The organism is Paenibacillus sp. JT22N1 (genome assembly GCF_059692155.1).
Genome location: NZ_JCAUAW010000003.1, coordinates 398,971 through 423,543 on the forward strand (window position 1 = coordinate 398,971; position 24,573 = coordinate 423,543).

Consider the following 24,573-nt stretch of genomic DNA (forward strand, 5'->3'; position numbering starts at 1 on the left):
ACATCCCCATATCGGGGGTGTGGGCTTTTTGAATTTATCAGAGCAGATCGGCTGCTAATTGCGCTAGATGTGAGCGTTCACCACGCTCAAGAGTGATATGCCCACTAATACCTTCCTGCTTGAATCGTTCAACCACATAAGTTAATCCATTACTTGAAGCATCGAGATACGGATGATCAATTTGGTCTGGATCACCTAGAAGAACTATTTTACTGCCCTCTCCTACCCGGGAAACGATCGTTTTCACCTCATGCTTAGATAAGTTCTGCGCTTCATCAATAATGATGAATTGGCCGGGAATCGAGCGTCCGCGGATGTAAGTCAGAGCTTCCACTTGAATACTACCGAGACCTGCTAGTATTTTTTCAATGTCTCCCGGTTTTTTGGTATCGAATAAATACTCCAAATTATCATAGATCGGCTGCATCCAGGGACGCAGCTTTTCATCTTTTTCACCAGGCAGATAACCAATATCCTTGCCCATTGGAACAACGGGTCGAGCAATTAGCAATTTTTTATATTTACGATCATCCTCAATCTTCATAAGGCCCGCAGCTAACGTAAGCAGCGTCTTACCTGTACCCGCTTTCCCAGTCAGGGTGACGAGCGGGATGTCGTCATTGAGCAGGAGCTCAAGAGCCATTCGTTGCTGCGCGTTACGCGCGGCAATCCCCCAAATGGGATCGTTACTCATGTAGAGCGGCTCCAGCTTTTTGGCATCGGGCGTCACTTTCAATAAAGCTGATTTGGAAGATCCCAGCTCATCCCGTAAAATGACAAATTCGTGAGGATGCAGCATATAACCCAAATTAAGCGATGTCACAGTCAAGAATCGATAAGAATAAAACTCATCAATGATAGAAGGATGTACATATAGCGTTATATATCCTGTGTACATATCCGTTTGCGCAACAATGCGATCCGTTAAATAATCCTGTGCAGGTATACCGAGGACATCTGCTTTAATACGAACTAATGTATCTTTACTCACGATAACGACAGGTCTCGGAAATTCATTATCCTGCTCTTCTAGATGATAGTTGAGCGCGACCGCGAGAATTCGGTTATCATTCGTTAATTCTGCAAATGTATCCTGCAGCTTCGCGAAGCTTCGATGGTTGAGTTCCACTTTAATGCTGCCGCCACGTTCGAGTGTGATGCCATCAGACAAGTTGCCTTTGGTTCTTAGTCCATCCAGCAATCTCGAAACATGTCTCGCATTTCGGCCTATTTCGTCCGCATTTCGTTTCTTAGAATCGATTTCCTCCAACACCACGGCGGGTATGACTACTTCATTATCTTCGAACGCGAATAAAGCATTAGGGTCCTGAAGCAGAACATTGGTATCCAACACGTAAATTTTTTTCATTGGTGTGTCCCCTCCCAGATTTGGCGTTAGATCATTGGTTATATTAGATACATACAACCTAGCTGTGCCGGACAAACTAAACGCGAGATTCAGGAAAGAAAGGAACGATTCAAGTGAGACTATTGTGCGTATTTATACTAGTACTGACCCTCGCGGTTGGCTGTAGTCAAGCGCCGAAAAGTGGTGCCCCCTCTCAAAATCCGAATCAAAATCAAGTAAAAGTTCAACAAATCGCCCCACAAAAGCTCGAAATAAAAGATTCTAAGGCTGTTGCAGAACGTTTGGAAAACTTAGCCACTAGCGTCCCTCAGGTTGAAAGCGCGCACTGCGTCGTTTTCGGTGATACCGCCGTAGTCGGCATCAACATTAAGAAAGATTTGGATCGAGCCAAAGTCGGCACCGTCAAGTATTCGGTAGCTGAAGCCCTCAAGAAAGATCCATACGGAGTTAATGCCATTGTTACCGCAGATTTGGACTTAGATCAACGCTTGCGCAACATTCGGGAAAACATTCGAGCAGGAAGACCCATTACTGGATTCGCAGAGCAAATGGCAGACATCATGGGCCGTGTAATGCCTCAGCTGCCGCGTGATATTCGCAATATGCCAAACAATGCAGAACCTAATCGTACGAATCAGGCGGAAATTCCGAACCCGTAATCCACCGAAGATAACAAAAAGCCTGACTGCATTCGCAGATCTAGGCTTTTTTTATCGCATCAAAAACTCGGCCGGCTGGATTCACAGTTACTCGGCTTACACAAGTTTTCTCATATTCAGGCTCGGTCATCATTTGGGCGCGATCTATCCATTGCTTCGGTAAAGCTGTGTTGTGTTCAGCCATATCGTCTGCGCCTCCTACTAGGTGGTTGAAAACGCTCCTTACACTTACAGTATAGCATAGCCGGTGGCAAGCGTTCCACCCTTATGTATCTATTTTCAATTCATGCGAACACTCCTTTTTCAGCCAGATATACCTAAGTGTACGTCGGTTTAAAAAAGTTATGTCGTCCAACATGAACGTCTATTGATTATTGTAAATCGGATTCGAATTAATATCATCAAGCAGCTTTTCCGCCGATTCACGATCAAAACTTTGTTTACTCTTGATACTTTCTTGTTCATAGGCGATGTGAATTTTCATTCGATCCGATTCGTCCACAATTTCCATATGATTGACCCCATGATCTTCACGCAATATAAGCGCAAAAAAATCAAGTGTCTCTTTGGCCGCTTCGTCATCCGGTCTAGCTTGACTTACAATATGCATTTGCAGCCAATTAAAAAAGGCGTCTTGCAGTTTCATTTTTAACGCCCGTCCTCTCTAAGTAAAATAACATCGCAGCCTAATTCCAGCCAACGAAGCCATTGATTTTTCCAAATGGTTTGCTGGGCATCTAAAGCGTTGTCATTAAGCGATGACACCAAATCCAAAGCTTCCTCTCGCTTCAGCAGACGATCTAGAAAGGCTTCTGCACAATGTGACAAATGAAAAGGGTCACCATCAAATACAACGGCTTCAGAATGCGCTAAATCAAGTTCTGCGAGCTCTGAACCACATATCTCTTCGTCGTCACTTAACAGCAGACTAGCTTTAAACATAGAAAGCAATCTGGGGTGTCTCCTATTCGCCAATTCACGGAAAGCTTCCAGCTTTGTGAGCGGAGAGCAGTCCAAGCGATCGGCCCCCAACATCAGAGGAGAATAGCCCTTAATCGGAGTTAACCAGTATCGAGTCATTTGCCCCTCCTTAGAGTTTTCGCGAGAAAACTTGCTTCGTAAGCTTAACTTGAGTTTTGCTTTAATAAAACTAATATCGTAAGCATAATCCTTATTAAGTTGGTCTATTGCCGCTTCTTTTCTCGATGAAATAACGAATACGAACCAGAAACATTAACGATATGGCAACAGACAGGCAGAGCACGATAGGTAGTCCTACAATTTGAAAAACAAGCAGCATAACTGATCCAATGGCCAGCAGCACATAGATGATAGCTGTCTTGAGTACCGGCAATTTACGCGTCTTGAAAACTTTGTTATACACATAAGACATAAATATAAAGATTAACAGATAAGTGATGTACAGGTGATTTCCAAACCACTCGTTCAAGGCAGTCAAAACATACACTCCATTTCATTCAAAAAGTAAAGTCAATTATCATTATCCCTCAAAATTACAAATAAATAAAGGGAAATGCGGCCTTGTAGCCCACATTTCCCATATTTAGAACACTTTGTGAATTACACGTTAGCTTCAGCTGTTTTGCGGTGCTTCTCAGCACGCTCGCGCTCGCTTTTGTTCAAAATCTTTTTGCGAATACGAACGGATTTCGGTGTGATTTCACAATATTCATCATCGTTCAAATACTCAAGCGCTTGCTCCAAAGAGTACATGCGAGGAGTTTTCATTTTTACAGTTTCTTCTTTGTTCGCGGAACGGATGTTGTTTACCGCTTTTTCCTTACAGATATTAACGATGATATCATTGTCGCGCGTATGCTCACCAACGACCATGCCTTCGTAAACTTCCGTTTGTGGATGAACGAACAAGATACCGCGATCTTCAACGGAAAGAATTCCGTATAAAGTAGATACGCCAGATTCGCTGGAAACAAGCACGCCTTCGTGACGTCCGCCAACACCAGCTCCTTGGTATGGACCATAGCTGTCAAAAGCATGGTTCATAATACCGTAGCCGCGAGTTAACGTTAAGAAGTTCGTTCTGTAACCGATCAAACCACGTGCAGGGATTAAGAACTCAAGACGAACGTTACCGCTGCCGTTGTTAATCATGTTGACCATCTCGGCTTTACGGGAACCTAAGCTCTCCATAACGGAACCCATACTGTCTTCTGGAACGTCGATGATTAAACGCTCAATCGGCTCCATTTTTTGACCGTCGATTTGACGAATGATAACTTCAGGTTTGGAAACTTGTAATTCAAAGCCTTCACGACGCATGTTTTCAATCAAAATACCTAAGTGAAGCTCACCGCGGCCAGATACAACGAAAGCATCCGGGCTATCTGTGTCTTCAACGCGCAAACTTACGTCTGTTTCAAGTTCTTTGTAAAGACGCTCGCGAATTTTACGGGAAGTTACCCATTTCCCTTCGCGCCCTGCGAACGGTGAGTTATTTACGATAAATGTCATTTGCAGCGTTGGCTCATCAATTTTCAAGACTGGCAATGCTTCCGGATTCGCAGGATCTGCTACCGTTTCACCAATATTGATATCTTTGATACCTGCAATGGCAATAATGTCCCCTGCAGCCGCTTCTTCGATCTCAATACGTTTCAAGCCTGTGAAACCGAAAAGTTTCTCGATTCTAGCTTGCTTCTGACCGCCTTCACGCGTCATAACAGCAACAGTCTGACCTTGACGAATTTTACCACGGTTCACACGGCCTACGCCGATACGACCCAAGTACTCATTGTAATCCATCAATGTAACAAGGAACTGAAGCGGTTGATCAACATCTTCTGTTGGAGCTGGAATGTGACTAACAATCGTCTCATAAATAGCTTCCATGTTGTCATCTTGTTTCTCAGCATCAAGACTTGATGTACCTTGTAATGCGGAAGCATATACAACGTGGAAATCAAGCTGCTCATCCGTAGCACCTAGTTCAATGAAAAGGTCAAGAACTTCGTCAACAACTTCTTGAGGACGCGCGTTCGGACGGTCAATTTTGTTAACTACAACAACTGGAGAAAGGTTGCTTTCTAATGCTTTACGTAGAACGAACTTCGTTTGCGGCATGGTGCCTTCGAAAGCATCAACAACCAACAAAACGCCGTCTACCATTTTCATAATACGCTCTACTTCACCACCGAAATCGGCATGTCCAGGTGTATCCACAATGTTAATCAGGTAGTCTTTATAATTAATTGCTGTATTTTTTGCAAGAATGGTAATACCGCGTTCTCTCTCGAGATCGTTGGAGTCCATCGCTCTCTCTTGAATAGCCTCGTTATCGCGGAATGTTCCGGATTGTTGAAGTAATTTATCTACGAGTGTCGTTTTACCGTGGTCAACGTGTGCGATAATTGCAATATTGCGAATCTTGTCTCTTGCGTGCATGAATGTCAAACCCTCTCTACCCTATAATTTTCGTCTCTGTTCATAAAACAAGCGTCGGACGAAAGCGCCGACGCTTGACATTTACACTTATTATACGCAGTTTCTCGACATTATGCAAGGTAAATGCCGCTGTACATAAAACTTTTACAAGTAAATGCCCGAAATTACCACACATTTCGCTTGCGGAAAATCATGACAAGTCCAGCTATCACAAGGATCAAAGCGATTACATAGATCCCTAAATGAATTAGTAGAGTTAATCCGAAAAATACAGCTGAAATAATTCCCAGCACCATAGCACCAATCAAAACACCGCGATCACTTCCACGATCGAACAAGTGCATCTCATATAATCCGATGGCTACACCAAGAATGAATCCCGGCCACAAATAGCTCATTGAACCCCAACCAAATATATTGCAGTAAAAGAACATTATTGCGTAAGTCGTTAATATACCTCCAGGTACAAGAACGCCTGCGGGCAGTGACCGATTAAAAAAGAATACGTGGAACAGCAGCCCAGGAATGAGTAGAACTAGCGGCCAGAAGAACGAAAGAAGTACATGAAAAAAACCTAGTTTACCAAGAAGCAATAGGGCGGCCAGGCCAATTAACAGGATACCAATGGAGTAGCTATTTCTAGCCATTCAAATCCCCTCCTAATTCACTTGTCACTAAGGGATCATCTTCGACACCCTTCAACAAATAGTTTATCGTACCTGGCCAGAAATTGCTAGGTGTATGCGTTATTTGCGGCCTCGCCGTTTGGCTTCGAGCAAACGGCTCATGCTGTCCGGCGGCGCATTACTCGCCGCTGGGGGTGAGGGCTCCGGAGCAGCTTCGCGCTGCTCCGCGGGAGGCCGCGGCGGCGCAGCCACGGCTGGGGGTGGAGCGCTGCCTGCGGCAGAGCGCCCAGTCTTACGCTGCAGCTTGTGCTCCGCAAGCTGCTTGCGCTCGCGGAGACGCGCCAGCGGCGTCTCCGCCTGCTGTGGCGGGCCCACTGGAGCGGCCCGCCTCCACGCGAACGCCCGGGCCCACAGGCCGGGCGGCAGAGCCAAGCGCCGCGCTGCGATGTCCATCAGCAGCAGCGCGAGCGCCGCCATCAGCAGGTACTCGCTGATGGGAGTCAGTCGCTTCTGCGCGGCAGAAACGAAGGCGAAGGCTTCCTCCGGATGCTCTAGCGAGAGCATCCGTCCGCCTGTAAGCTCAGCAAGCTGCTGGAGCTTGCTGAGGCCCTGTCCGTCCGTGATCCGATATTCCGGGGAATAAGGAATCACGAACCCGGACGTTGAGCTGCCGACGACCCGCTTCTCGGTCCCCTCTTCGCTGCCGGCTGCGAGCAATTCAGTCTTGGCGATATAAACGCCAGACTTATCCACAGATACCTGTGCTGAATATTCACCAGGTGCTGTGGACGTAAAATGGATCTCTTGCGATCCGAGAAATTCATCCGTAACGATAGCTCGAAGCTCCCCCTGTTCACCATGTGAACCGTCGAGTGTGATATTCCCGCTTTTGGCCTCTAAGGTCAACTCTTGACCTGCCAAATGCCCGTTTAGCTCAAGTGGAGACGATTGAAATTGCGGAAACGTCCACTTTATCATTCCAGTAAGCACTTGTGAAAAGGCAGGCCACGTTATCCAGTTCGCTGACCATGCTCCTATCACATCGCTAGTCCATGCGACAGTTCGCCCAGAACCATACTGCCATCTCGCAAGAATAGGATCAGGTTCCGGGCTTGTGAGTACCACCTCAGCGGCCTCTTTAGGGGTTGTGGCAATGTAACCGTTTAGCGAAGGCAGCCCTTGCCACAAAAAGCTATGCCAGTCTGCTCCTCCTGCTAAAGCCGGTACGAAAGGTTGGTTAACCACATAAGTTCGTGATATCAGCACAGCTTCCCGGCTAAAAATCGCCGGGATTGTCGTCTGATCCACAGCCGCGTAATACCTCCCCTTCGCCAAATCAGCTAGCTGCTTCAGCAGAGATTGATCGGCATCTGTTCCGATGGCCACAGTGGACATCGTGATATTCTCTTTTTGCATATCGGCGGTTAATGCTTCATAGCTCTGAGTCGTGGAGGACTGTCCGTCTGTCAACAAAATAATATGCTTACGCTGAGCCTCCACCTTGGAAAGCTTGGCGAATGCTTCCTCTACTGCTGTATAAATCTCCGTTCCGCCATCAGCGGGTATTGCATTAATCTTTTGGATGACGCCTGATTTATCACTTAACTTTTGCGGTTCTACATACCAATGCGGGGAAGAATCGAATCCAAGTACCCCAAGTGTATCATTTTCCCTGAGTAAGTCGACTGTCCGCGACGCGGCTTCCTGAGCCAGCTTCATTTTTTCACCTGACATACTGCCCGATTTATCCATAACAAGTACAATGCCGAGTGACGGTATCTCCCGCTTCCCGCGTAGATCCATGTACACTGGGAGAGCACGCTCGATCGGTGTTTTGAAATAACCGCCCAATCCATAGCTGTTATCTCCCCCAAGCATGACCAACCCAACATTGTAATCTCGGACAGCCTGCTCTATCATTTCCATTTTCAATTGTGGTATTTGAGTAGCAGCAACATTGTTTAAAATGATGCTTTCATAACCGGTATACGTTACAAAATCATTGGAAAGCAGCTCAGGTGCTATCGTTTCAAATGGGATAAGTGCGGACTGCAGTGCTCCCTCCACATTTTTGGAGATATCTGTTTTCCCTTCTACAATAAGCACTTTCGGAGGACCATCTACTTTACTAAATGCATAATGCGCATTATTGGCAGACTGCTCATCCCCTTCCAAATACACTTCCGCTCGATACCGATGAAAACCCGGTTCCTTGGCAAGCGATTGAAAGGCGAATCTGTTCTCCCCCTTATTCAATTGAACCGACCCAGCTGTCATTTCGCGATTGTCCTCAAAAACCCGTAATTGAGCCACGCCAGTACTTGTAGAACGGATGACTACCTCCAACGTATACGCTTCTGCTTGATACAATTTATCTGGAACGCGAATTGCTTCAATGGAGGCGTCTTTGCGTTCTTTGGCAGCGAGAGGGACAACATCTACTTGGATACCGCGGTCGCGCAGCAGCTTACCTTGACGCAATACGTCACCCACATTTTCTTCGCCATCCGACATCAAAATAAGGCGGCCGGATTTTCCATTCATAAGTAAGCCTGAAGCAAGCTGCAAGCCCGAGGCAATATCGGAAAATTGCGTGTTCGTTTGGGCTGTAAACTGAAATCCGTTCATCTCTCTGGCATCAAGCGACTTCTCTATGGAAGCTTTAAGTGCCATCGAAACGACTCCCGCCTCGTCCTTCTCGGAAGAACGTGCTTTGACTGCTTCTCGAATCCACTGAGCTTCCTTCAATTCTTCCTTCACACTGTCCGATCGATCAATCGTGAATACGATGCTTTTGTGATTTAGCTTTGTATAAAGTTGGGTTTCCGCAAGGGCGAAGATCAGAAGAATGATTACAGAGGCTCGCAGAGAAACAACAAGCTTCTTTCGCCCGCCTTGCAGACGATGTAAGCTTTTCCAAAGCCAGCCCACATATAAAGGAAGAAATAGAATCAGCAACAGGACGGGCAAATGTTCAAACTGAATGCCCACGTCGATACACCTCCCATTCCAGTACTAGCAGCAAAAGCAAGATCACGATAAGCCAAGGAATTAACATCGTATTCCCTAATGAGATTTCTTCACTTCGATCTACACCGGCATCGACTTCACTACCTGGTTTGAAGACCAACTTGTTTGCTATTTTCCCATTCACATTGGATTCTCGGGGGTCCATTACAACTTCAAGTAAACGAGTTTGCACGATCTGTCCACCTGTATTGTATTCAACAAATTCATAAAGACCCGGAAGCTTAGGCGCAGTTTGCATACTGGATAACGCGTCTCCATTTCGCTCTGCCTCTTCCTCTTTAACACCTTCCATGGTTGTTTTCCAGATCGCCTTCGTCGCTTCCGGATGAAGAACAATTTCTTTTCGATCCCCAGCTGTAATACGACCAAGATTGCCACCATGGTGCTGGGTCAACCAAGCAACAGCATTTTGAACGAGAATGGGAAATTCCGAGCGCAACGCAAGATCCGATTGATTAAGCGAGAACGTAAATGTCAGATTTGGTATACCTTCTTCTGTACCTACAAGAACAAGTGGTACGGACGCTGACGAAATGATGGCTTTCTCCCATGGCTTTAGCGGTCTAGTCTGAGCCATAGCAACGTTCACGTCCTGCAGACGAATGTAACGCGAAATGGGATGATCCGTTATCGAAAAAGGTGATGCTGAAATGATTTGTTGATGATCTAAGTCAGACTTTGCAGCGGAAGCAAACCGCCAAACTGGTTTGGACGCAAGTAGACGCTTCCAGAGATCCGATTTTAAAGCTGATTCAGTCACACCATCTACAATAATTAGGTCAGGAGTAAGCCCTAAGGGCGGTGGATAGGTTCCGTCATTGCTTTTTTGTACATGAAGAATATCCGTCTTTGCCAATGTGAGTGCTTTTTCTAAGAAAAGGTTGCCTTCGCCAACATAAGCAGCTTGGACTCGACCAGTCCCTTCAGGAAAGGCATAAGCGGTATTATCAGCTTCCAAAACATCTTTTCCTTCAAGCTGCAGCTTGTACACATCAGCCCGAGCCAGCTTATCTACGTAGATTGACTTTTGCTCGCCTCCCTTAAGGTCTAGGGAATCCGTTCGAACTGCTTGCGAACCCGAGTAAAGTGTTGCTTTTACAGTAACACTCGTCGCTCCCCAATTTTTCAATACGGCAACAGCCTTAAATTCCGCTGCATCCTGAACGTCTTTAACACCGAATTGAGTAATCGCCACATTCACAGGTTGATTGGTGACTTCATCACCTGCTCGTCTTTGAATCTCTGGCTCCTGAATGCTGACGGGGATTGAAAAGGTAATCCCTTCGGCGTTATCGACCCACTGTCTGTCCGTATAAATGCGTACTTCCCCATCGAATTCTTCCCTCGTTAGAGCAGATGCTAGAGACAAGGCTTCCTGTACATTCGTTTTACCGTAAAAGGGAGCAACTTTATTCAAAGCGGCTTGTAGTGAGGACAGATTTGATTCTCGTTGTAGAAGCAATTCTGGTTGATCTTTCATGACTAAAAGCGAATAGCTACGATTCTGTGCTTCTTCGCGTGCGTAAGTTAAGATACCTTGCCTCGCTTCTTCTAATCTAGTCCCATGATCCGTTGATGTTTGCATACTCGCTGAAGCATCTAACACGAAAAAAATATGTGACTTCGCTGTTTGCTGACCACGAATAAACGGCTGCATTAAGGCAAGCACAAGTAATGACGCTGCAAGCAGCTGAAGCAGGAGTAATAATTGTCGGCTTAGACGCTGCCATGGCCGATTGGCCTCCTGCTCGCGAAGAACACGCCGCCAGAGCATATGACTAGATACTTCTGTATCGATATAACGTCGTTTTAACAAATAAAGCACCAGGATAAAGGGGATTGAAAGCGAGAACCATAACCCGCTTAACGATGCGAAATGCATAAGCACTCACCTTTCCAAGAGCGAAGGACATCGCTTTATCTTGCGTTCAAATTCTCTAGCATGGGCATACTACTACGCGTGCAGCCCGTTTTTCCCCTGTCAAACAGGTTTGCTTATGGACAACATGGGAGGTAACATGGAACCGTTATTTGTAGATAAAAAAAAGAAAAAACCGCTTTGGACCAAAGCTTTTCTAATTACATCTCTATCCAACTTACTGCTTTTCTTTAGTTTTCAAATGCTCATACCAACGATACCTACACATGTGTCGCAATTAGGCGGTAATGATATTCAAGTCGGTCTCGTCATTGGCATTTTCACGATTTCTTCACTGCTTACCCGCCCTTTTGCTGGGCGAGCACTTGATTTGTTTGGAAGAAAACATGTGCTTCTGGTTGGGCTCGCGATCTGTGCGCTAACCATTGCCGGATACTCCTATATGGCTGTTGTTACGCTTATTCTTGCTGCTCGCTTTGTTCATGGGATCGGTTGGGGTATGTCCACAACCTCCTTAGGTACTGTTATAGCCGACATCATCCCGGCAGAACGCCGTGGAGAAGGTATGGGTTATTACGGGTTGTCCAACACGTTCGCTATGGCACTTGCACCGCTTACAGGACTATGGTTGATGCAAACCTATGGCTTCCCTCGCGTGCTTTTAATCTCAACATGTTTAGCACTGCTTTCCTTGTTTAGTTCTCTTTTCATTACCTATACCAAGCCGATGCCTCTCGAAAAGTCGGCTCAGAGGCCGAAACTTATGGATCGTTTATGGGAACGAACCGCGATGCTTCCCTCCGTTTTATTGCTATGCACAGCAATTTGTTATGGAGGAATTGTGACCTTTATTACGCTGTTCGGCCACGAAGCCGGCATTTCGAACGTCGGTTGGTTCTTCCTATGCAATGCCTCCATGGTGCTCATAGTAAGGCCAATTACCGGTATGCTTTTTGATCGAAAAGGACCTGAATGGGTGCTCCTGCCTGGCGCTATCTTTACCCTTGCTGGTCTCCTGCTTCTTTCTTATGCTCACTCAGAGGCTAGTTTGGCCGCAGCAGCGATATGCTATGGCATAGGCTTCGGATCCTTGCAGCCGGCGCTGCAGGCCTGGACAATCGCACGTGCTGCGCCGAATCGCCGCGGTGCAGCCAACGGAACCTTCTTCTCGGCCAATGATCTCGGCATTGGATTAGGAGCGATGGTTTTGGGAGCTCTCGCTAACATAAGCGGGAGTTATGCACTGATGTACCGTTACTCGACCGTGCTTATTCTTGTTTTCATCCTTATTTATGGATGGTGCTTTTGGCAAGCTCGACGAGGCGTTCAGTTGACACAGCACTAGCATGCTTCTCGTAACCTTATCGGATAACATTTTGACCGATCGTAAAATAATGGATAGACGTTAGGCTCGGAAGTCGATTTCCGAGCTTATTGTTGATGTGCGAATAGTAACGTTGGCGTATATGCTCGGATACCGAGTAAAAAATTACTTCAACGAACCAACCCGCTCCGACGAAGTTCACCAAGAAGAAAATCACCGGGCGGAACATTGGTTACGGCTAGCAAATAAGTAATACCCCGCTCATAACAAAATGCCCTAAGCGTCTGTGTATATTGCAAAGCAGCTTCTCTGTAGGCTTGCAGCACTTTACTACTCATCGCTACTTCCTTGGCTGCTCCAGACTCACTGTCTATTAAGCGCAGCTCTCCTGTAAGGTCTGGGTTAAGTTCCTCTGGGGCAAGGACTTGGACGGCAACAACTTCTTGCTTCGCTGCAAGCAAATACTTTAACGATTCTTCAATGCCCTGCTCATACAAAAAATCTGAAAATATCCAAGTCATCCCTGCCTGCCTCGGTAGAATGGATGGATTTCGAAAAACAGCCCCAATATCCCCGGCTCCCTCTGTTTGACAACTTGCCAAGAATTCAAAAAGCTTTAAAGAGCTGCCTTTTCCACGAAGTAGTTTCTGTTGCTTGGTCATCTGATTTGTAAAAGCAGCCGCGCTTACACGGTCAAAACGGTTCAATGACATATAACCAATTCCAGCCGCCAACTGTCTAGCATACTCCCATTTGGAGAGTCGAAGGCTATCTGCCCCCTCTCCTCTGCCAAAATCCATCGATTTGGATGCGTCTAACCACAAATTGACCTGCAGCTCCTGTTCATCCATAAAAAGCTTGATGAACGGTTTTCCCGTTCTACCAAAAGCATGCCAATCTAGCTGCCGTGTATCATCACCAGGCGTATATAAACGATAATCCGCAAACTCCATGGAAGAACCCATATCCCTTGATCGTCTTTTCCCTTGCATTGTCCCTCGTATTCGGTTTTTTGCAGCTATACTCATTTGATCCAGCCGACGCATAAGCGTAGGGTCAAGTAAATTTGCTCCGCTGCTCATCGCTTATTCTCCATGGAACTGATAATTGCTTGAATGATTTTATCTGGTGAAATCCCCATAGCTTGACCTTCAAAATTCAGAAAAAGACGATGCCGCAATGCGGGAACGGCTACCACATGCAAATCTTGTTTAGAAACATGAAAACGACCCGCTAGGAAAGCTCTCACTTTCGCAACCCCTATCATGGACTGAACGCCCCTGGGACCTGAGCCAAAACGAATATATTGTTTGACCTCTTCGGGCGCCGTCGCTTCTTCAGGATGCGTATTTATCAGCAGTTGAACCGCATAATCAAGTACGTCCTCAGCGACAAGTATTTCTTTTAATCCCAGTTGAATGTCCTGTAAAAGAGCGCCATCTGCCACTTTTTCGGCCTGCTGCTGCTTAGCTGATGTTGTGCGTAGGACAATTTCTTTCAACTCGCTTTTAGTTGGATAGGTTACGTTAATTTTTAGAAGAAATCGATCAAGCTGTGCTTCCGGCAGCGGATAAGTCCCTTCCTGCTCTAACGGATTTTGCGTAGCTAAGACGAAAAAAGGTGATGGCAGCTGGTAGGTTTCTGAACCAACGGTAACTGTTTTTTCCTGCATCGCCTCAAGGAGCGCACTTTGAGTCTTCGGTGTTGCGCGATTAATCTCATCAGCGAGCACAACATGGCCGAATAGAGGACCTTTTTGAAATTTATAGGACGTCTCGCCTTTCGTTCCAAACTGAATGACATTCGTCCCCGTAATATCTGCCGGCATCAAATCTGGTGTAAATTGAATACGTGCAAAGCTAAGGTCTACGGTATCTGCGATCGTTTTTATGAGCATCGTTTTGCCGAGACCGGGAATCCCCTCAATGAGAGCATGTCCTCCCGCCAATATGCACCATAGCAACTGTTCCACAACCTCATGCTGGCCAACGATGACACGACCGATCTGTTCCTTCATCTGGCTGACTGCTGATCCCCATGCATTTAATTGCTCTTTCGAATCGACCATCAATTACCGCTCCCCCTTCATCGTTCATTCCTATTAACGCTGTGGTTGAATTTCAAGGAAATAGTCTCTTACTAAATTTTGCATATGTTGTGGAAGTTCGGAACGATTCAATGCACTAGAAGCCTCTGCCGCGTAATCGGCATAAACATCTTCATACGGCCGAGACGCTCCGTCTAGCGCCGGCGCTGAACCACCCTGGCTCAGTTCTCCACCTCTGCCGCTCGTAGGCCCGCCGTCAACGTACGTGCCGCCGGTGCCTGAGCGCTCGCGCGGCGTCGCCACGAGCCCTCGCGAGCCCGCACCGGTGCCACCCTGTGTGCCACCTGTTCCGCTTCCACTGCCTGCACCACCCGCACCTGCACCACCGGGGCTGCCATTGCCATTGCCGTTGCCGTTGCCGCTGCCGCTGCCGTTGCCGTTGCCGCCGCTAGCAGGCGCACCGCCTGCACTCGCTCCTGCACCTGCTGCGCCGGGCGCCGGGCTCGCGCCCGCACTCCCCGCAGCTCCCGCAGTTGGCGACGCGCTCGGCGCAGCAGCGCCAGCCGCGGCAAGCTGCTCCGCGCGGCCGCCGGGCACCCACGCTTGCCCGGGCTGCGCGCCGCTCGCAGCAAGCTCGCGTGCCTGCGGCAGCGCACCCGCGGCGAGGCTCGCCGCGGCCTCGGCAGCCTGCGCCTGCTGCTGCGCTAGAGCTTGCTGCGCAGCGCTAGCAGCTGCAAGACCCGCTTGCAGCTGTGCCAGAGCCGCAGCAGCGTCTTCGCCGCTTCGCAGCGCGCTGGCGGCCTGCTGCAGCTGCTCGCGAAGCTGCTGCTCAGCTTCCGGCGACGCGGCCGCAGCGGAGGCCGCGAGGCGCTCCAGCTCACTTGCGAGCTGCTGCTTCTGCTGCGGCGTCATCTTCTGCACCTGCTCGCCAAGCTTCGCTGCCTCGCGCTGAATACTCTCCGCGCTCTTCTGCTCGAGAGCTTTGCCTAATTCACGAAGCGCTTCCGTTCGCTGCATCGACTCTGCCCATTGCTCGGAGCGTTGTTTTTGCTTTTCCATATCCCCAATACTCGTTTCCATCTTCTTTAATGATTTTTCCAATTCATCCAAAGCCTTGGCTGAAGTTGGCGTTTGACTTAATCTACGCTCCAGCTCTTTTAAATCCTCTGTCATCTGCTTTATGACTGGGAGCGGAGACGGCTTCGCTGCCAGTTGCTTAACAAGTTCATCCACCTGTTTTTTCTGCGCTTCTACCCATGCTTTATCTTTTACCGCATCACGTAGAATCGCATCTTTAGGATTAGGCAGAAGGAACAGCAAAACCAATACAAACAACGCGCAAGCTCCGTGCAACCATCTATTTCTCGGAACCCTCATGGAAACGATCTTACTCAACTTTTCCTCTACAAAAAGATTCCCTTTCTCAAGTGCATCCTGCCGTTGAAGAGAGGCTACCAATGAAGTTTGATCCTGATGAATGAGAGCTGTTAATATCCGATCTTCCAACCCATGCTGATCAAGTAGTCTTGCCGCATCCATATCAGTAGGTCGTCGAAACAACAACCAAATGAGCCCAATCCCAACAATTGCTACCAAGCTGAGCAACGCCCCATACCGATATCCACTAACCAGGAAGAGACGTCCACACACCATCCACATGCAAGCAAGCTCTATCCCCATTGTCAAACTGCGAATAAAATAATCCAGTCCCTTTGCTTTTAACAACCGCATTCGTACAGGTTTTAGCAGCATATCCAACGATGCAAATTTCAAGTGCTGACAGCTCCTCTCTGATCATTAACTTTACTTTTCAATGAATTTTTTCCTCATTACATTCTTATCAAATGCTATTTCTTCCGTTTCATAATCGGCCTTAAATACCTCACACTAAGCCAGATCAGGACAATCAAGAGAACCGTGTAGCTGCCAACGAAAATATGCCACATTTGCAGCAGCGTATGCCCTTTAAACAAACTCTTGGCAAAATCAGGAACCATCAAACTTGCAAGGACAGCCATCGGATTAAAACTCAGAAAATAGCCAAGTATTTCCTCATTTATCCCTTGCCTTCCTAAATTACCGAAGAAAAGGCCAGCAAGAGCTGTAAACCCAAAAACAAAAAGTACAAAACCATAGGTCGCTATCACGGAGATAACCGTCTTCTTTAGAATTGTTGAAAAGAAAATCCCAACAGAACCAAAGAGAAGCATAACGAATACATAAAAAACAAATACAGAGAGAACTTGTTTTGGTGAGACGCCTCCATATAAGAAAACAATACTGTACAGCGGCATCGTAGCCACTACCGTCAGCAGCATGAAACTTAGGGAAGCAAACAGCTTACTGAGAATAATCGTCCTCGAGCTCTGTTGAGTCGTAAGAAGCATGTTTAATGTCTGTTTTTCACGTTCTCCGCTTACAACCCCAGCTGTTAAGCCTGGCGTCATAAAAGCGATCAAGACAAGCTGCGCTCCACTTAGAAAGTAAAATAGTTCACTGCTTCTCACTGCATTAAGCACCCCTGCCTGCTGGTTACTCATGTTTATATAAGCAAATCCAAGGGCAAACAAGCCAATGGCTAACAGATAAACCAGGATTGAGATCGAAGATCGAATGGTCCGCATGCGCAAGCGAAATTCTTTTTCCATGACAGGATTAATCCAATTTAACTTGCTGTTCATCGTGTGCTCCGCCTCCTTTCGTTATTTCCAGGAATACATCCTCCAAATTCGTCAAAGCTTCACTGAACGAAAGGAGAGGAAAGCCTTTCTCAACCAATCGGGCAAGTAAAAGAGACTGATCTTCATCCGTCCCGCCAAAGTGAACGTGCAAACCTTTCTCATCATTAAACACCATCGTGACATGAGGCTGTTGTTCAAGGTAGGCCAATGCTTCTTCCGTCCTATTCACCATACGTACTTGAAGAACACGATTGGCTTTCATCCTGCTTTGAATCTCTGATACTTTCCCTTTTGCGATAAGCTTCCCATATTCAATAACCCCGATTTCATCAACCATTTCAGCTAGCTCTGGCAAAATATGCGATGAAATAATGATGGTTTTACCCATGGCTTTAAGCTCTTTAAGTATTTCTCTCATTTCGATTCGTGCTCTAGGATCAAGTCCTGAAGCCGGTTCATCGAGTATAAGTACCTCCGGCTCATGAACCAAGCATCTAGCCAAGCAAAGACGCTGCTTCATACCTCTTGACAATGAATCCACATAGAAGTCTGCTTTTTCCGATAAATTGACAAGATCAAGGAGCTGAGGAATCAGCTTCAATCGTTCAGATCTAGGTATACCATAGCTTGCGCCATAGAAATCCAGATACTCCGTAGCTTTAAAGTTGTCATACACGCCAAAAAAATCCGGCATGTACCCAATCAGCTTTCGAACCTCTTTCGGCTTCTCCGTAACATCATATCCACCAACCTTGGCTGTACCCGATGTCGGGCTTAAAAGAGTCGCAAGGATGGACATTGTTGTCGACTTACCCGCCCCGTTGGGACCTACAAATCCAAATACGGTTCCTTTATCGATTTGCATGGTCAACGAATCAAGTGCTGTGAAGTTACCGTATCTTTTCGTTAATTCCGTAGTCGTTATCATCGTTTCACCGATCCTTCCAGAGAAACTGCAGGGAGTCGGAACATGGTATGATTTTGTACCGTGGTTACTTTCATGCGAATCGATTTCCCCTCTAGCAAATATGGCTGCAGCTTGTCTCCCTCCCAGGATTGGAAAGATTTTAAGGTTAATGGCTCCCAGGCCTTGGTCTGTGAATTCCATAAATCCAAGGTTACATCCGGATTGGGATCGCCCGTCATTTCCATCGTTTGATAACTGGCACCCGCAATGAAAGGCAATTGATAATTGAGCGTAACATCTCCGCTGCCCATTTCCATGAAAGGACCATTTTGGATTTGAATGGAGCTCATTTTCAAATGATTATCGATCAATTCAGGTACCATCGTCGTGCTTGGAATTATAATTTTACCGTCAGGTGCCACATAATCAATCTTCATGTCCTGGGCTATAAGCGTCAACTGCTCAGCCGGTATACTGCCGCTTGAAGATAGGTTTAAGGAAGTCTGCTCCTTTAACCACCCTATAATCATCGGATCAAACCCTCCTGAAAACGTGGACTTGCGATGTAAATACGTACTTAACATGGAACGCTGATGCAAGCCCGTATCATAACCGTTATTCCCACTAGGATGTGGATAAGCAAGCTGCGCAACATCGGGTCCATTAGAGATTCCGAAACCATTCGCCGTATCAAAGCTGGCTGAAGCTCCGGCCTTTACGGAACCAATTTTGATAAACGACTGATTCACCAGCACGGCTACATCTGTCAAATCCTTCTTGGTATTGTTCGTGATTTGCCCTCTTGCTCCTTTGGCAGATAACTCCGATATGCTGTAGTCAAGCATCCCAAACTGAACAGGCTGCTCTTCGTCCATTGCCAATTTGCTGATCGAAGAGTATGGGATATCCTGTAATCCTACGATTGCTGCTTCCTGTTCATGTCTAATTATAAATTCACTTCGATCATGCAGCTGTAAGCTAGGATAAACTTCTCCTTGCATAAAAGGAGATACGACTGCTTTTCCAGGGAATTTAAACTCCATACTGCCGCCCTTAGGTAAAAATACAGACAACATGGACTGTTTGATCCCTGATCCTGAGCCATTTAATGTAATCGTATTAAACGTTTGAGCCATTGTACTACCGCGATTGGACGCCCCAAATTGAAAGATTCCGATACTTGTCACGATAGCAGCAATTGGAATGACGAACCAAGCCCATTCTCTTCGATCTAGTCGACGTAAAATCATATATAGTAACGGTCCAACAACAATCGCATAAAGCAGTAAAACCAATGCCAGAATGGCCAATTTAGGCGGCTGCAAAGATGGGAAGTATTCTAATGCCCGGTCCATCTCATAGTAGGGATCATTGCCGTACTTCTGGTTTAAATTAGAGGCATTCACAGTTTCTAATGGTCCAGACAGCATTTGCTCCCATAATCTAGTATTCCCGTTCCATGAGGCAAGTGGATTTAGAGATAGATCATACGCCACGTAGGTCACGAACCCGCTCCCATACGCACCTCTCACATATATAGGAAGCGCTCCGTCGGTAACAACCGATTCTGTTCCTTTAACCGGCTTTGCTTGTGAAAGCGTGAACGGCTGTGCGAGGATCAGCTCCTTCTCCCCCACCTTAACGAGCTCAGGAAGCTCCTTAACTGTCGTTGTACCTTGATATGTCACAGGTGACGCTTCCGCGAAAAGTGCAGCAGTCTTCGGATAGCCAGCACCGCCAGCTAAGAGGAGCGTTCCACCTCTTTTTGTCCATTGTAGGATGGCTTGTACTTGCTCCCCAGTCAGTGTATCCGAGGCAAAATCATTCAAGGCAATAACATCTAAACCATCTAAACCCAAAGGGTCACGCGGAATATCTGCTTGTTTAAGATGAAGAACATTGAGCTTCTTGCCCGACTGACCGAGCAGCGAAAGGAAGTTCAGTGTATCTACATCTCGGGCTAAAACGCCCACCTGTAGAGTCTCTTTAGGTAAATGGAAGGCTTCTAGATAGGTCTTGCCATCTAACGTTTTTTTCTTTCCGTTTTTTAGTGATTTTTCATAAAAGGCAATCGTATTATTGCTTTTTGTATAAGCGTAACCAGGTAAGAGCATGGTTACCACTTTCGTGCTGCCTTTTGGAAGCTCGATATGCTGTACATAACTAAAATCCTTACTCCGATTCGGATTGGCTACCTGTATCACGAGATCGCCGGATAAATCAGCCCCTTGATTATGCAGTGTCATTGTAACAGGCGTCCAACGCCCCTGTTTGACATTTGAAGCTCCGAACCCGACTTCTGATTGAATCTCAATCATTGCTTCATCTGCGCGAACTACACCAGAGAATGGAACAAAAGCTTGGAAACATAAAGCAAAGATCGAACACACTAGAAAACATGTGAGACCAAATGTACGTGTCTTAAACGAACTTAATTTCACGCTTTGAACTCCCTTCTATTCATAACCTACTTCATAACTAGACGACAAATTTGGTAAAAAGTTTCAATTATTAACATAAAAAAACAAACCGCTAGCTGATTACTTCAGCTTGGCGGTTTTCCAAATCCGTTATTCATTTCTTGCTTTGAATTGCAGCAATCGTACCCATTTGACGGTTAAGCCGATCGTAATAACAAGCGAAGCAGCTACAATCGGGATCCATACATGCAGCATCTCATAATCATGCAGCAGCCAATCAATCATTTTCTCATCTTTAACAAACATTTCTCCCGCTGTATATCCGAGAATGCCTGCCCCCATAAATACGAGAATTGGAAATTTCTGCAGCAGTTCCATCACTAGTGTACTTCCCCATATAATGATAGGGATACTGAGTCCTATTCCAAGAATGATGACTGTATTGTTCCCATTCCCTTTAGCTGCAATCGCAAGAACATTATCCAAACTCATAACGAAATCAGCTACAACAATCGTCCATATCGCTTTACCAAGCGTAGAGGCTTCTTTCACATTTGCATGACTGTCATCATCCGTAAGCAGTTTTATTGCAATCCAGAACAACAGAAGGGATCCCCCGGCTTGAATATAGGGGATATCAAGCAGACTTACTGCAACTAAAGTCAGGATCAACCGCAAGGCAATAGCCCCGAAAGCTCCCCACCATATGGCAAGCTTACGCTGGGCTAGCGGTAAATTTTTGCTCGCCAATGCAATGACAACAGCATTATCACCGCTAAGCACAATATTGATCAACATAATTTGTAAAAACAAAATGAGCGCATCAATCATGCTTTACAACCTCCCAAGATGCATGGCAAGCAGGTGACGATGTGTGCGATCTTAGCGGCGAATATAGTTAGAATAAATGGGAGTCCGACACCTTCTTCATTTGTCCATGAACAATTTCAATGGTTTCTGTTTGTAAGACAGCTTTCTCAATTAATTCAGGTAAGAAGTCCATGCTCATTTCGATTTTCTCAACCATACGCAAGTTAGGATTGGTACTTGGTGATGGCGGAAGAAATAAGGAACAGCAATCCTCATACGGCAAAATCGAGATCGGGAAAGTGCCTATCGATTCAGCTATTCGAATAATCTCTTGCTTGTCCATCATCATGAGCGGTTGTAGAAGCGGCAGTGTTACAACACGCCCTATGACGTTTAGGCTTGGCAGCGTTTGACTAGCCACCTGACCTAAGCTTTCACCGGTCACTAACGCACTTAGACCTTCTCGGTCTGCAATTTGTTCGGCAATGCGATACATCGCTCTTCGTATAAGCGTTACTAATAAATTATCTTGATACTCACGGTGGATAGATGTCTGTACCTCCGTAAATGGAACCAAATGAAGCTTCAAGGAATCCGTATAAGCAGACAGTTGGTGTGCCAGTTCAATCACTTTTTCCTTCGCACGTTCGCTGGTATAAGGATAACTATGAAAGTGAATAGCCTCGATGGAAAGTCCCTTACGCATCGCTAACCAGCCGGCAACCGGACTATCAATTCCCCCTGATAGCATCAATAGCGCTTTTCCGCTCGTTCCAGACGGGAATCCTCCTGCCCCCTCAATAACCTCTACATACATGAGTACTTGCTCTTCGCGAATCTCCACCCGTAGCTCAACCTCAGGATGATGAACATCCACCTGAAGACCCGGTGATGCTTGGAGCACATAGCCTCCAACCAAATAATTCATTCGCTGTGAATCAAGTGGAAATGATTTGTTCACTCTGCGAACGGTCACTTTAAAGGTTGCTGGTTGTTTAGGCAATGCCTGCATCATACGCAGGGCCATCTCTTGAATGGCTTCGACCTCCATAGGAGCATGATAGGCAGGACTAAAAGACGCAAGTCCAAAAACGCGTTGCAAAGCTGCTGAAGCTTCTTCATAAGCTGCTCCCCCTAGCTCCACATATACGCGTCCAAACTCGGGAATATACCTTAAATCAGGAAATGAGCCTAAAACTTTATGAATTTGAGTCATGACGCTTCTCTCAAAACGCTTACGGTTTTTTCCTTTGAGCATCATCTCGCCAAAACGCAAAATTAAACAATCCGGTCTCATCTACGGTTCCCCCTTCTGACTGATGATTTGCCGAGCATAGGAGCAAGTTCACTCACGACCTCCCGCAATGCGGTGACGAATAACGCTATCTCTTCTTCTTGATGTTCGTCAGAGTAGCTAACTCTAAGTCCGCTGATAGCTCTCTCTCGACTACAACCTAAAGCTAGCATCACCGTACTTGGATCTGATTCCTCTGAAGCACAGGCTGATTTCGTAGAAATGTAGATTTGCCGCTGCTCGAGAGCATGAACGACAACCTCAGCCTTCATTCCAACGAAGGCAAAGTGTACAATATGGGGTGCCATCTCCTCTTCCTGCTCGGATCCTGTCAGGGTAAGCTCAGGGATCGATGAGATACCATCCACAATCATGCGTCTTAACCGATACTTATGTTCTGTTTTGCCTTTAAGGTTGTTTACGGAAAGTCGGAGCGCTTTGGCCATTCCTACAATGAGTGGGACGTTTTCCGTACCTGAGCGAATGCCATATTCTTGACCGCCCCCTACAAGTTGCGGCTTGAGCTGAACGCCCTCTCTGCGGTACAGAAACCCAACTCCCTTAGGACCTCTGAATTTATGAGCAGATGCACTGCATAAGTCAACGCCCCACTCTTTTGGGTGAAAAGGAAGCTTTGCGATGCCCTGAACGGCATCAACATGAAATAACACCTTTGGATATTGAGCTAACCATCGGCCGATTTCTTGGATAGGCTGAATCGTACCTACTTCATTATTAACATACATCACACTAACAAGAATGGTATCTTCTGTTATTGCTGCTTGAAGGGTATCTAGCTCAACACACCCCTTGCTATTCACAGGTAAATAAGTAACTCGAAAACCCTTACGCTCCAGTTCGAGAAAAACTTCCTTCACCGAGGAGTGTTCGATTTGCGTAGTAATGAGATGCTTTCCGCGGTTTTGATAGCTGTAGACGGCACCTTTAATCGCCAAATTATTACTTTCCGTTCCGCCGGATGTACATATAATTTCAGCAGGCAGCACACCTAATGCTCCTGCAATCACCTCTTTGGAGCTGTTTAGCAGTTTCTCCGCTTGTATCCCTAATCGATGAATCGAAGATGGATTTCCATAATGTTCCTTCATCACTTCGGCTATCGTATCAATGACTTCTTCATAAAGTGGCGTTGTCGCCGCGTAGTCCAAATAAAGCATTTTTGCTGATTCCCCTTTTTCACGCTCTTGCTGCCGCGCACAATCAATTTAAATTCCTTTCATCATTAAAGCCTAAAATTGGGCATAACTCAAGCATTCCCTTGGTAACACAAAAAGCCGACCTCCGCATAAACATGCGAAAATCAGCTTGTTAGCTAATGATTACTACGAAAAATTCTGCCTGTGACCCATCACCTTAGAGATGTAGCCTTGTGTTTCCCTTGGCAGTAAATGAAGCTTGTTTGCGAGATCCTGATCGGTCTTGATGCCTAATCGGTCAACGCGTCCAGGCCCAGCATTGTAAGCTGCAAGAGCAACCCCTTCATTTCCGTTGTACTTCTTAATTAAGTTGCTAAGGAAATGAGTGCCCGCATCCACATTTTGCCTAGGATCAAATGGGTTCGTTACACCGAAGCCGCTGCCTGTCCCATCCATAAGCTGCATTAAACCTTTGGCACCTGCCGGCGATACGGCTTGGTGATTAAATTCTGATTCTTGCTGAATAACCGCCTTGACTAGCGAGGTATCTACACCGTATTTATGACTTGCCTCTTGGATTAAACCGTCAAACTGAGAGACCGAGGATGCTTTACTCACTGATTGTAGCGGTGTATAAGCTCTATTCAAAGCGCCTAAAGAACTTGGCATACTGTTTGTCGTGTTACCTAGCATGGAAGATAAAGTGCCTTGGCTTGTAACGCCAGTCCCACCAGATTGTCCCATAATTGTGTCGAGCAATGCACTAAAATCGCCTGAATCATCCGTACTTGATGCCGTGGTTTCACCGGATAGTAAACTCATTTTACCCATCAACTGAAGCTGGAGCAATTCTTTCATTACTCTAGGATCAATGCTGTTCGTGCTGTTCATCCGTCAGACCTCGTTTCTGTCCATTCATCGTTGTCTTCATTGTACACGTTTTGTGC

The 24,573-nt window shown here is 46.3% G+C and carries 21 protein-coding genes; 2 read left to right on the plus strand and 19 right to left on the minus strand.

Going from position 1 to position 24,573, the window contains the following annotated elements; genetic code table 11:
• Nucleotides 1-37: 37 nt before the first annotated feature.
• Nucleotides 38-1,369, minus strand: coding sequence for a PhoH family protein (locus AC58UU_RS08225; protein ID WP_307444278.1), 1,332 nt, complete (start codon nt 1,367-1,369; stop codon nt 38-40).
• A gap of 113 nt (nt 1,370-1,482) precedes the next feature.
• Between AC58UU_RS08225 and AC58UU_RS08230 the strand changes: the two genes are divergently transcribed.
• On the plus strand, nt 1,483-2,028 hold the full coding sequence (locus AC58UU_RS08230) for a YhcN/YlaJ family sporulation lipoprotein (RefSeq protein ID WP_497314575.1): 546 nt from the start codon (nt 1,483-1,485) through the stop codon (nt 2,026-2,028).
• A 40-nt stretch (nt 2,029-2,068) separates the two neighbouring features.
• Here the strand turns inward: AC58UU_RS08230 and AC58UU_RS08235 are convergent, their stop codons facing one another.
• From AC58UU_RS08235 to AC58UU_RS08270, 8 genes are all read right to left on the minus strand, one after another.
• Nucleotides 2,069-2,212 carry a hypothetical protein gene (locus AC58UU_RS08235; protein ID WP_154669585.1) on the minus strand — a complete coding sequence of 48 codons (144 nt, stop codon included), beginning with the start codon at nt 2,210-2,212 and terminating at the stop codon, nt 2,069-2,071.
• 180 nt (nt 2,213-2,392) lie between these two features.
• The gene (locus AC58UU_RS08240) at nt 2,393-2,674 is read right to left on the minus strand and encodes a hypothetical protein (protein ID WP_497314577.1); all 282 of its coding nucleotides are present in this window, start codon (nt 2,672-2,674) and stop codon (nt 2,393-2,395) included.
• A 2-nt stretch (nt 2,675-2,676) separates the two neighbouring features.
• Entirely contained in the window at nt 2,677-3,108 is a 432-nt protein-coding gene (locus AC58UU_RS08245) for a hypothetical protein (protein WP_497314579.1), read from the minus strand.
• Between the two features lie 94 nt (nt 3,109-3,202).
• Nucleotides 3,203-3,478 (minus strand): YlaH-like family protein, encoded by a 276-nt coding sequence (locus tag AC58UU_RS08250; protein ID WP_497314902.1) that lies wholly within the window; start codon nt 3,476-3,478, stop codon nt 3,203-3,205.
• Between the two features lie 131 nt (nt 3,479-3,609).
• Nucleotides 3,610-5,451 carry a translational GTPase TypA gene (gene typA / locus AC58UU_RS08255; protein ID WP_171648346.1) on the minus strand — a complete coding sequence of 614 codons (1,842 nt, stop codon included), beginning with the start codon at nt 5,449-5,451 and terminating at the stop codon, nt 3,610-3,612.
• A 164-nt stretch (nt 5,452-5,615) separates the two neighbouring features.
• Nucleotides 5,616-6,098, minus strand: a complete 483-nt coding sequence (locus tag AC58UU_RS08260; RefSeq protein ID WP_497314581.1) for a hypothetical protein — start codon at nt 6,096-6,098, stop codon at nt 5,616-5,618.
• Nucleotides 6,099-6,197: 99 nt separating this feature from the next.
• A complete protein-coding gene (locus AC58UU_RS08265; protein ID WP_497314583.1) occupies nt 6,198-9,068 on the minus strand; it encodes a VWA domain-containing protein in 2,871 nt (956 codons plus the stop codon).
• On the minus strand, nt 9,052-10,989 hold the full coding sequence (locus AC58UU_RS08270) for a vWA domain-containing protein (RefSeq protein WP_497314585.1): 1,938 nt from the start codon (nt 10,987-10,989) through the stop codon (nt 9,052-9,054). Before AC58UU_RS08270 ends, AC58UU_RS08265 begins: the two co-directional genes overlap by 17 nt.
• Nucleotides 10,990-11,125: 136 nt before the next feature.
• Between AC58UU_RS08270 and AC58UU_RS08275 the strand changes: the two genes are divergently transcribed.
• On the plus strand, nt 11,126-12,331 hold the full coding sequence (locus AC58UU_RS08275; RefSeq protein WP_497314587.1) for an MFS transporter: 1,206 nt from the start codon (nt 11,126-11,128) through the stop codon (nt 12,329-12,331).
• 149 nt (nt 12,332-12,480) lie between these two features.
• On the opposite strand, the gene AC58UU_RS08280 is transcribed toward AC58UU_RS08275, so the two are convergent.
• The 10 genes from AC58UU_RS08280 to AC58UU_RS08325 form a co-directional block, all read right to left on the minus strand.
• Nucleotides 12,481-13,392, minus strand: coding sequence for a DUF58 domain-containing protein (locus AC58UU_RS08280; RefSeq protein WP_497314589.1), 912 nt, complete (start codon nt 13,390-13,392; stop codon nt 12,481-12,483).
• A complete protein-coding gene (locus AC58UU_RS08285; RefSeq protein ID WP_497314591.1) occupies nt 13,389-14,378 on the minus strand; it encodes an AAA family ATPase in 990 nt (329 codons plus the stop codon). The genes AC58UU_RS08280 and AC58UU_RS08285 overlap by 4 nt, the downstream gene beginning before the upstream one ends.
• A gap of 33 nt (nt 14,379-14,411) precedes the next feature.
• Nucleotides 14,412-16,130 carry a DUF8809 domain-containing protein gene (locus AC58UU_RS08290; RefSeq protein WP_497314593.1) on the minus strand — a complete coding sequence of 573 codons (1,719 nt, stop codon included), beginning with the start codon at nt 16,128-16,130 and terminating at the stop codon, nt 14,412-14,414.
• Nucleotides 16,131-16,204: 74 nt separating this feature from the next.
• Entirely contained in the window at nt 16,205-17,038 is an 834-nt protein-coding gene (locus AC58UU_RS08295; RefSeq protein WP_497314595.1) for an ABC transporter permease, read from the minus strand.
• Nucleotides 17,013-17,966: an ABC transporter ATP-binding protein gene (locus AC58UU_RS08300; protein WP_497314597.1), complete on the minus strand. Its 954-nt coding sequence runs from the start codon at nt 17,964-17,966 to the stop codon at nt 17,013-17,015. The genes AC58UU_RS08295 and AC58UU_RS08300 overlap by 26 nt, the downstream gene beginning before the upstream one ends.
• Nucleotides 17,963-20,386 (minus strand): DUF8726 domain-containing protein, encoded by a 2,424-nt coding sequence (locus tag AC58UU_RS08305; protein WP_497314599.1) that lies wholly within the window; start codon nt 20,384-20,386, stop codon nt 17,963-17,965. Before AC58UU_RS08305 ends, AC58UU_RS08300 begins: the two co-directional genes overlap by 4 nt.
• 129 nt (nt 20,387-20,515) lie before the next feature.
• A complete protein-coding gene (locus tag AC58UU_RS08310) occupies nt 20,516-21,196 on the minus strand; it encodes a TerC family protein (RefSeq protein ID WP_497314600.1) in 681 nt (226 codons plus the stop codon).
• Between the two features lie 67 nt (nt 21,197-21,263).
• The gene (thiI, locus tag AC58UU_RS08315; RefSeq protein ID WP_497314602.1) at nt 21,264-22,472 is read right to left on the minus strand and encodes a tRNA uracil 4-sulfurtransferase ThiI; all 1,209 of its coding nucleotides are present in this window, start codon (nt 22,470-22,472) and stop codon (nt 21,264-21,266) included.
• On the minus strand, nt 22,469-23,647 hold the full coding sequence (locus AC58UU_RS08320) for a cysteine desulfurase family protein (RefSeq protein WP_497314604.1): 1,179 nt from the start codon (nt 23,645-23,647) through the stop codon (nt 22,469-22,471). The genes thiI and AC58UU_RS08320 overlap by 4 nt, the downstream gene beginning before the upstream one ends.
• Nucleotides 23,648-23,812: 165 nt before the next feature.
• Nucleotides 23,813-24,517, minus strand: coding sequence for a lytic transglycosylase domain-containing protein (locus tag AC58UU_RS08325; protein ID WP_497314606.1), 705 nt, complete (start codon nt 24,515-24,517; stop codon nt 23,813-23,815).
• Between the last annotated feature and the right edge of the window lie 56 nt (nt 24,518-24,573).

What these genes read in the sequence shown, in the direction of transcription:
- AC58UU_RS08300 (WP_497314597.1), bottom strand. Translation starts at nt 17,966, where the DNA reads ATGATAACGACTACGGAATTAACGAAAAGATACGGTAACTTCACAGCA.
- AC58UU_RS08325 (WP_497314606.1), bottom strand. Translation starts at nt 24,517, where the DNA reads ATGAACAGCACGAACAGCATTGATCCTAGAGTAATGAAAGAATTGCTC.
- AC58UU_RS08295 (WP_497314595.1), bottom strand. Translation starts at nt 17,038, where the DNA reads ATGAACAGCAAGTTAAATTGGATTAATCCTGTCATGGAAAAAGAATTT.
- AC58UU_RS08285 (WP_497314591.1), bottom strand. Translation starts at nt 14,378, where the DNA reads ATGGTCGATTCGAAAGAGCAATTAAATGCATGGGGATCAGCAGTCAGC.
- thiI (WP_497314602.1), bottom strand. Translation starts at nt 22,472, where the DNA reads ATGAGACCGGATTGTTTAATTTTGCGTTTTGGCGAGATGATGCTCAAA.
- AC58UU_RS08320 (WP_497314604.1), bottom strand. Translation starts at nt 23,647, where the DNA reads ATGCTTTATTTGGACTACGCGGCGACAACGCCACTTTATGAAGAAGTC.
- AC58UU_RS08225 (WP_307444278.1), bottom strand. Translation starts at nt 1,369, where the DNA reads ATGAAAAAAATTTACGTGTTGGATACCAATGTTCTGCTTCAGGACCCT.
- AC58UU_RS08275 (WP_497314587.1), top strand. Translation starts at nt 11,126, where the DNA reads ATGGAACCGTTATTTGTAGATAAAAAAAAGAAAAAACCGCTTTGGACC.
- AC58UU_RS08245 (WP_497314579.1), bottom strand. Translation starts at nt 3,108, where the DNA reads ATGACTCGATACTGGTTAACTCCGATTAAGGGCTATTCTCCTCTGATG.
- AC58UU_RS08270 (WP_497314585.1), bottom strand. Translation starts at nt 10,989, where the DNA reads ATGCATTTCGCATCGTTAAGCGGGTTATGGTTCTCGCTTTCAATCCCC.
- typA (WP_171648346.1), bottom strand. Translation starts at nt 5,451, where the DNA reads ATGCACGCAAGAGACAAGATTCGCAATATTGCAATTATCGCACACGTT.
- AC58UU_RS08280 (WP_497314589.1), bottom strand. Translation starts at nt 13,392, where the DNA reads ATGAGCAGCGGAGCAAATTTACTTGACCCTACGCTTATGCGTCGGCTG.
- AC58UU_RS08260 (WP_497314581.1), bottom strand. Translation starts at nt 6,098, where the DNA reads ATGGCTAGAAATAGCTACTCCATTGGTATCCTGTTAATTGGCCTGGCC.
- AC58UU_RS08310 (WP_497314600.1), bottom strand. Translation starts at nt 21,196, where the DNA reads ATGATTGATGCGCTCATTTTGTTTTTACAAATTATGTTGATCAATATT.
- AC58UU_RS08235 (WP_154669585.1), bottom strand. Translation starts at nt 2,212, where the DNA reads ATGGCTGAACACAACACAGCTTTACCGAAGCAATGGATAGATCGCGCC.
- AC58UU_RS08240 (WP_497314577.1), bottom strand. Translation starts at nt 2,674, where the DNA reads ATGAAACTGCAAGACGCCTTTTTTAATTGGCTGCAAATGCATATTGTA.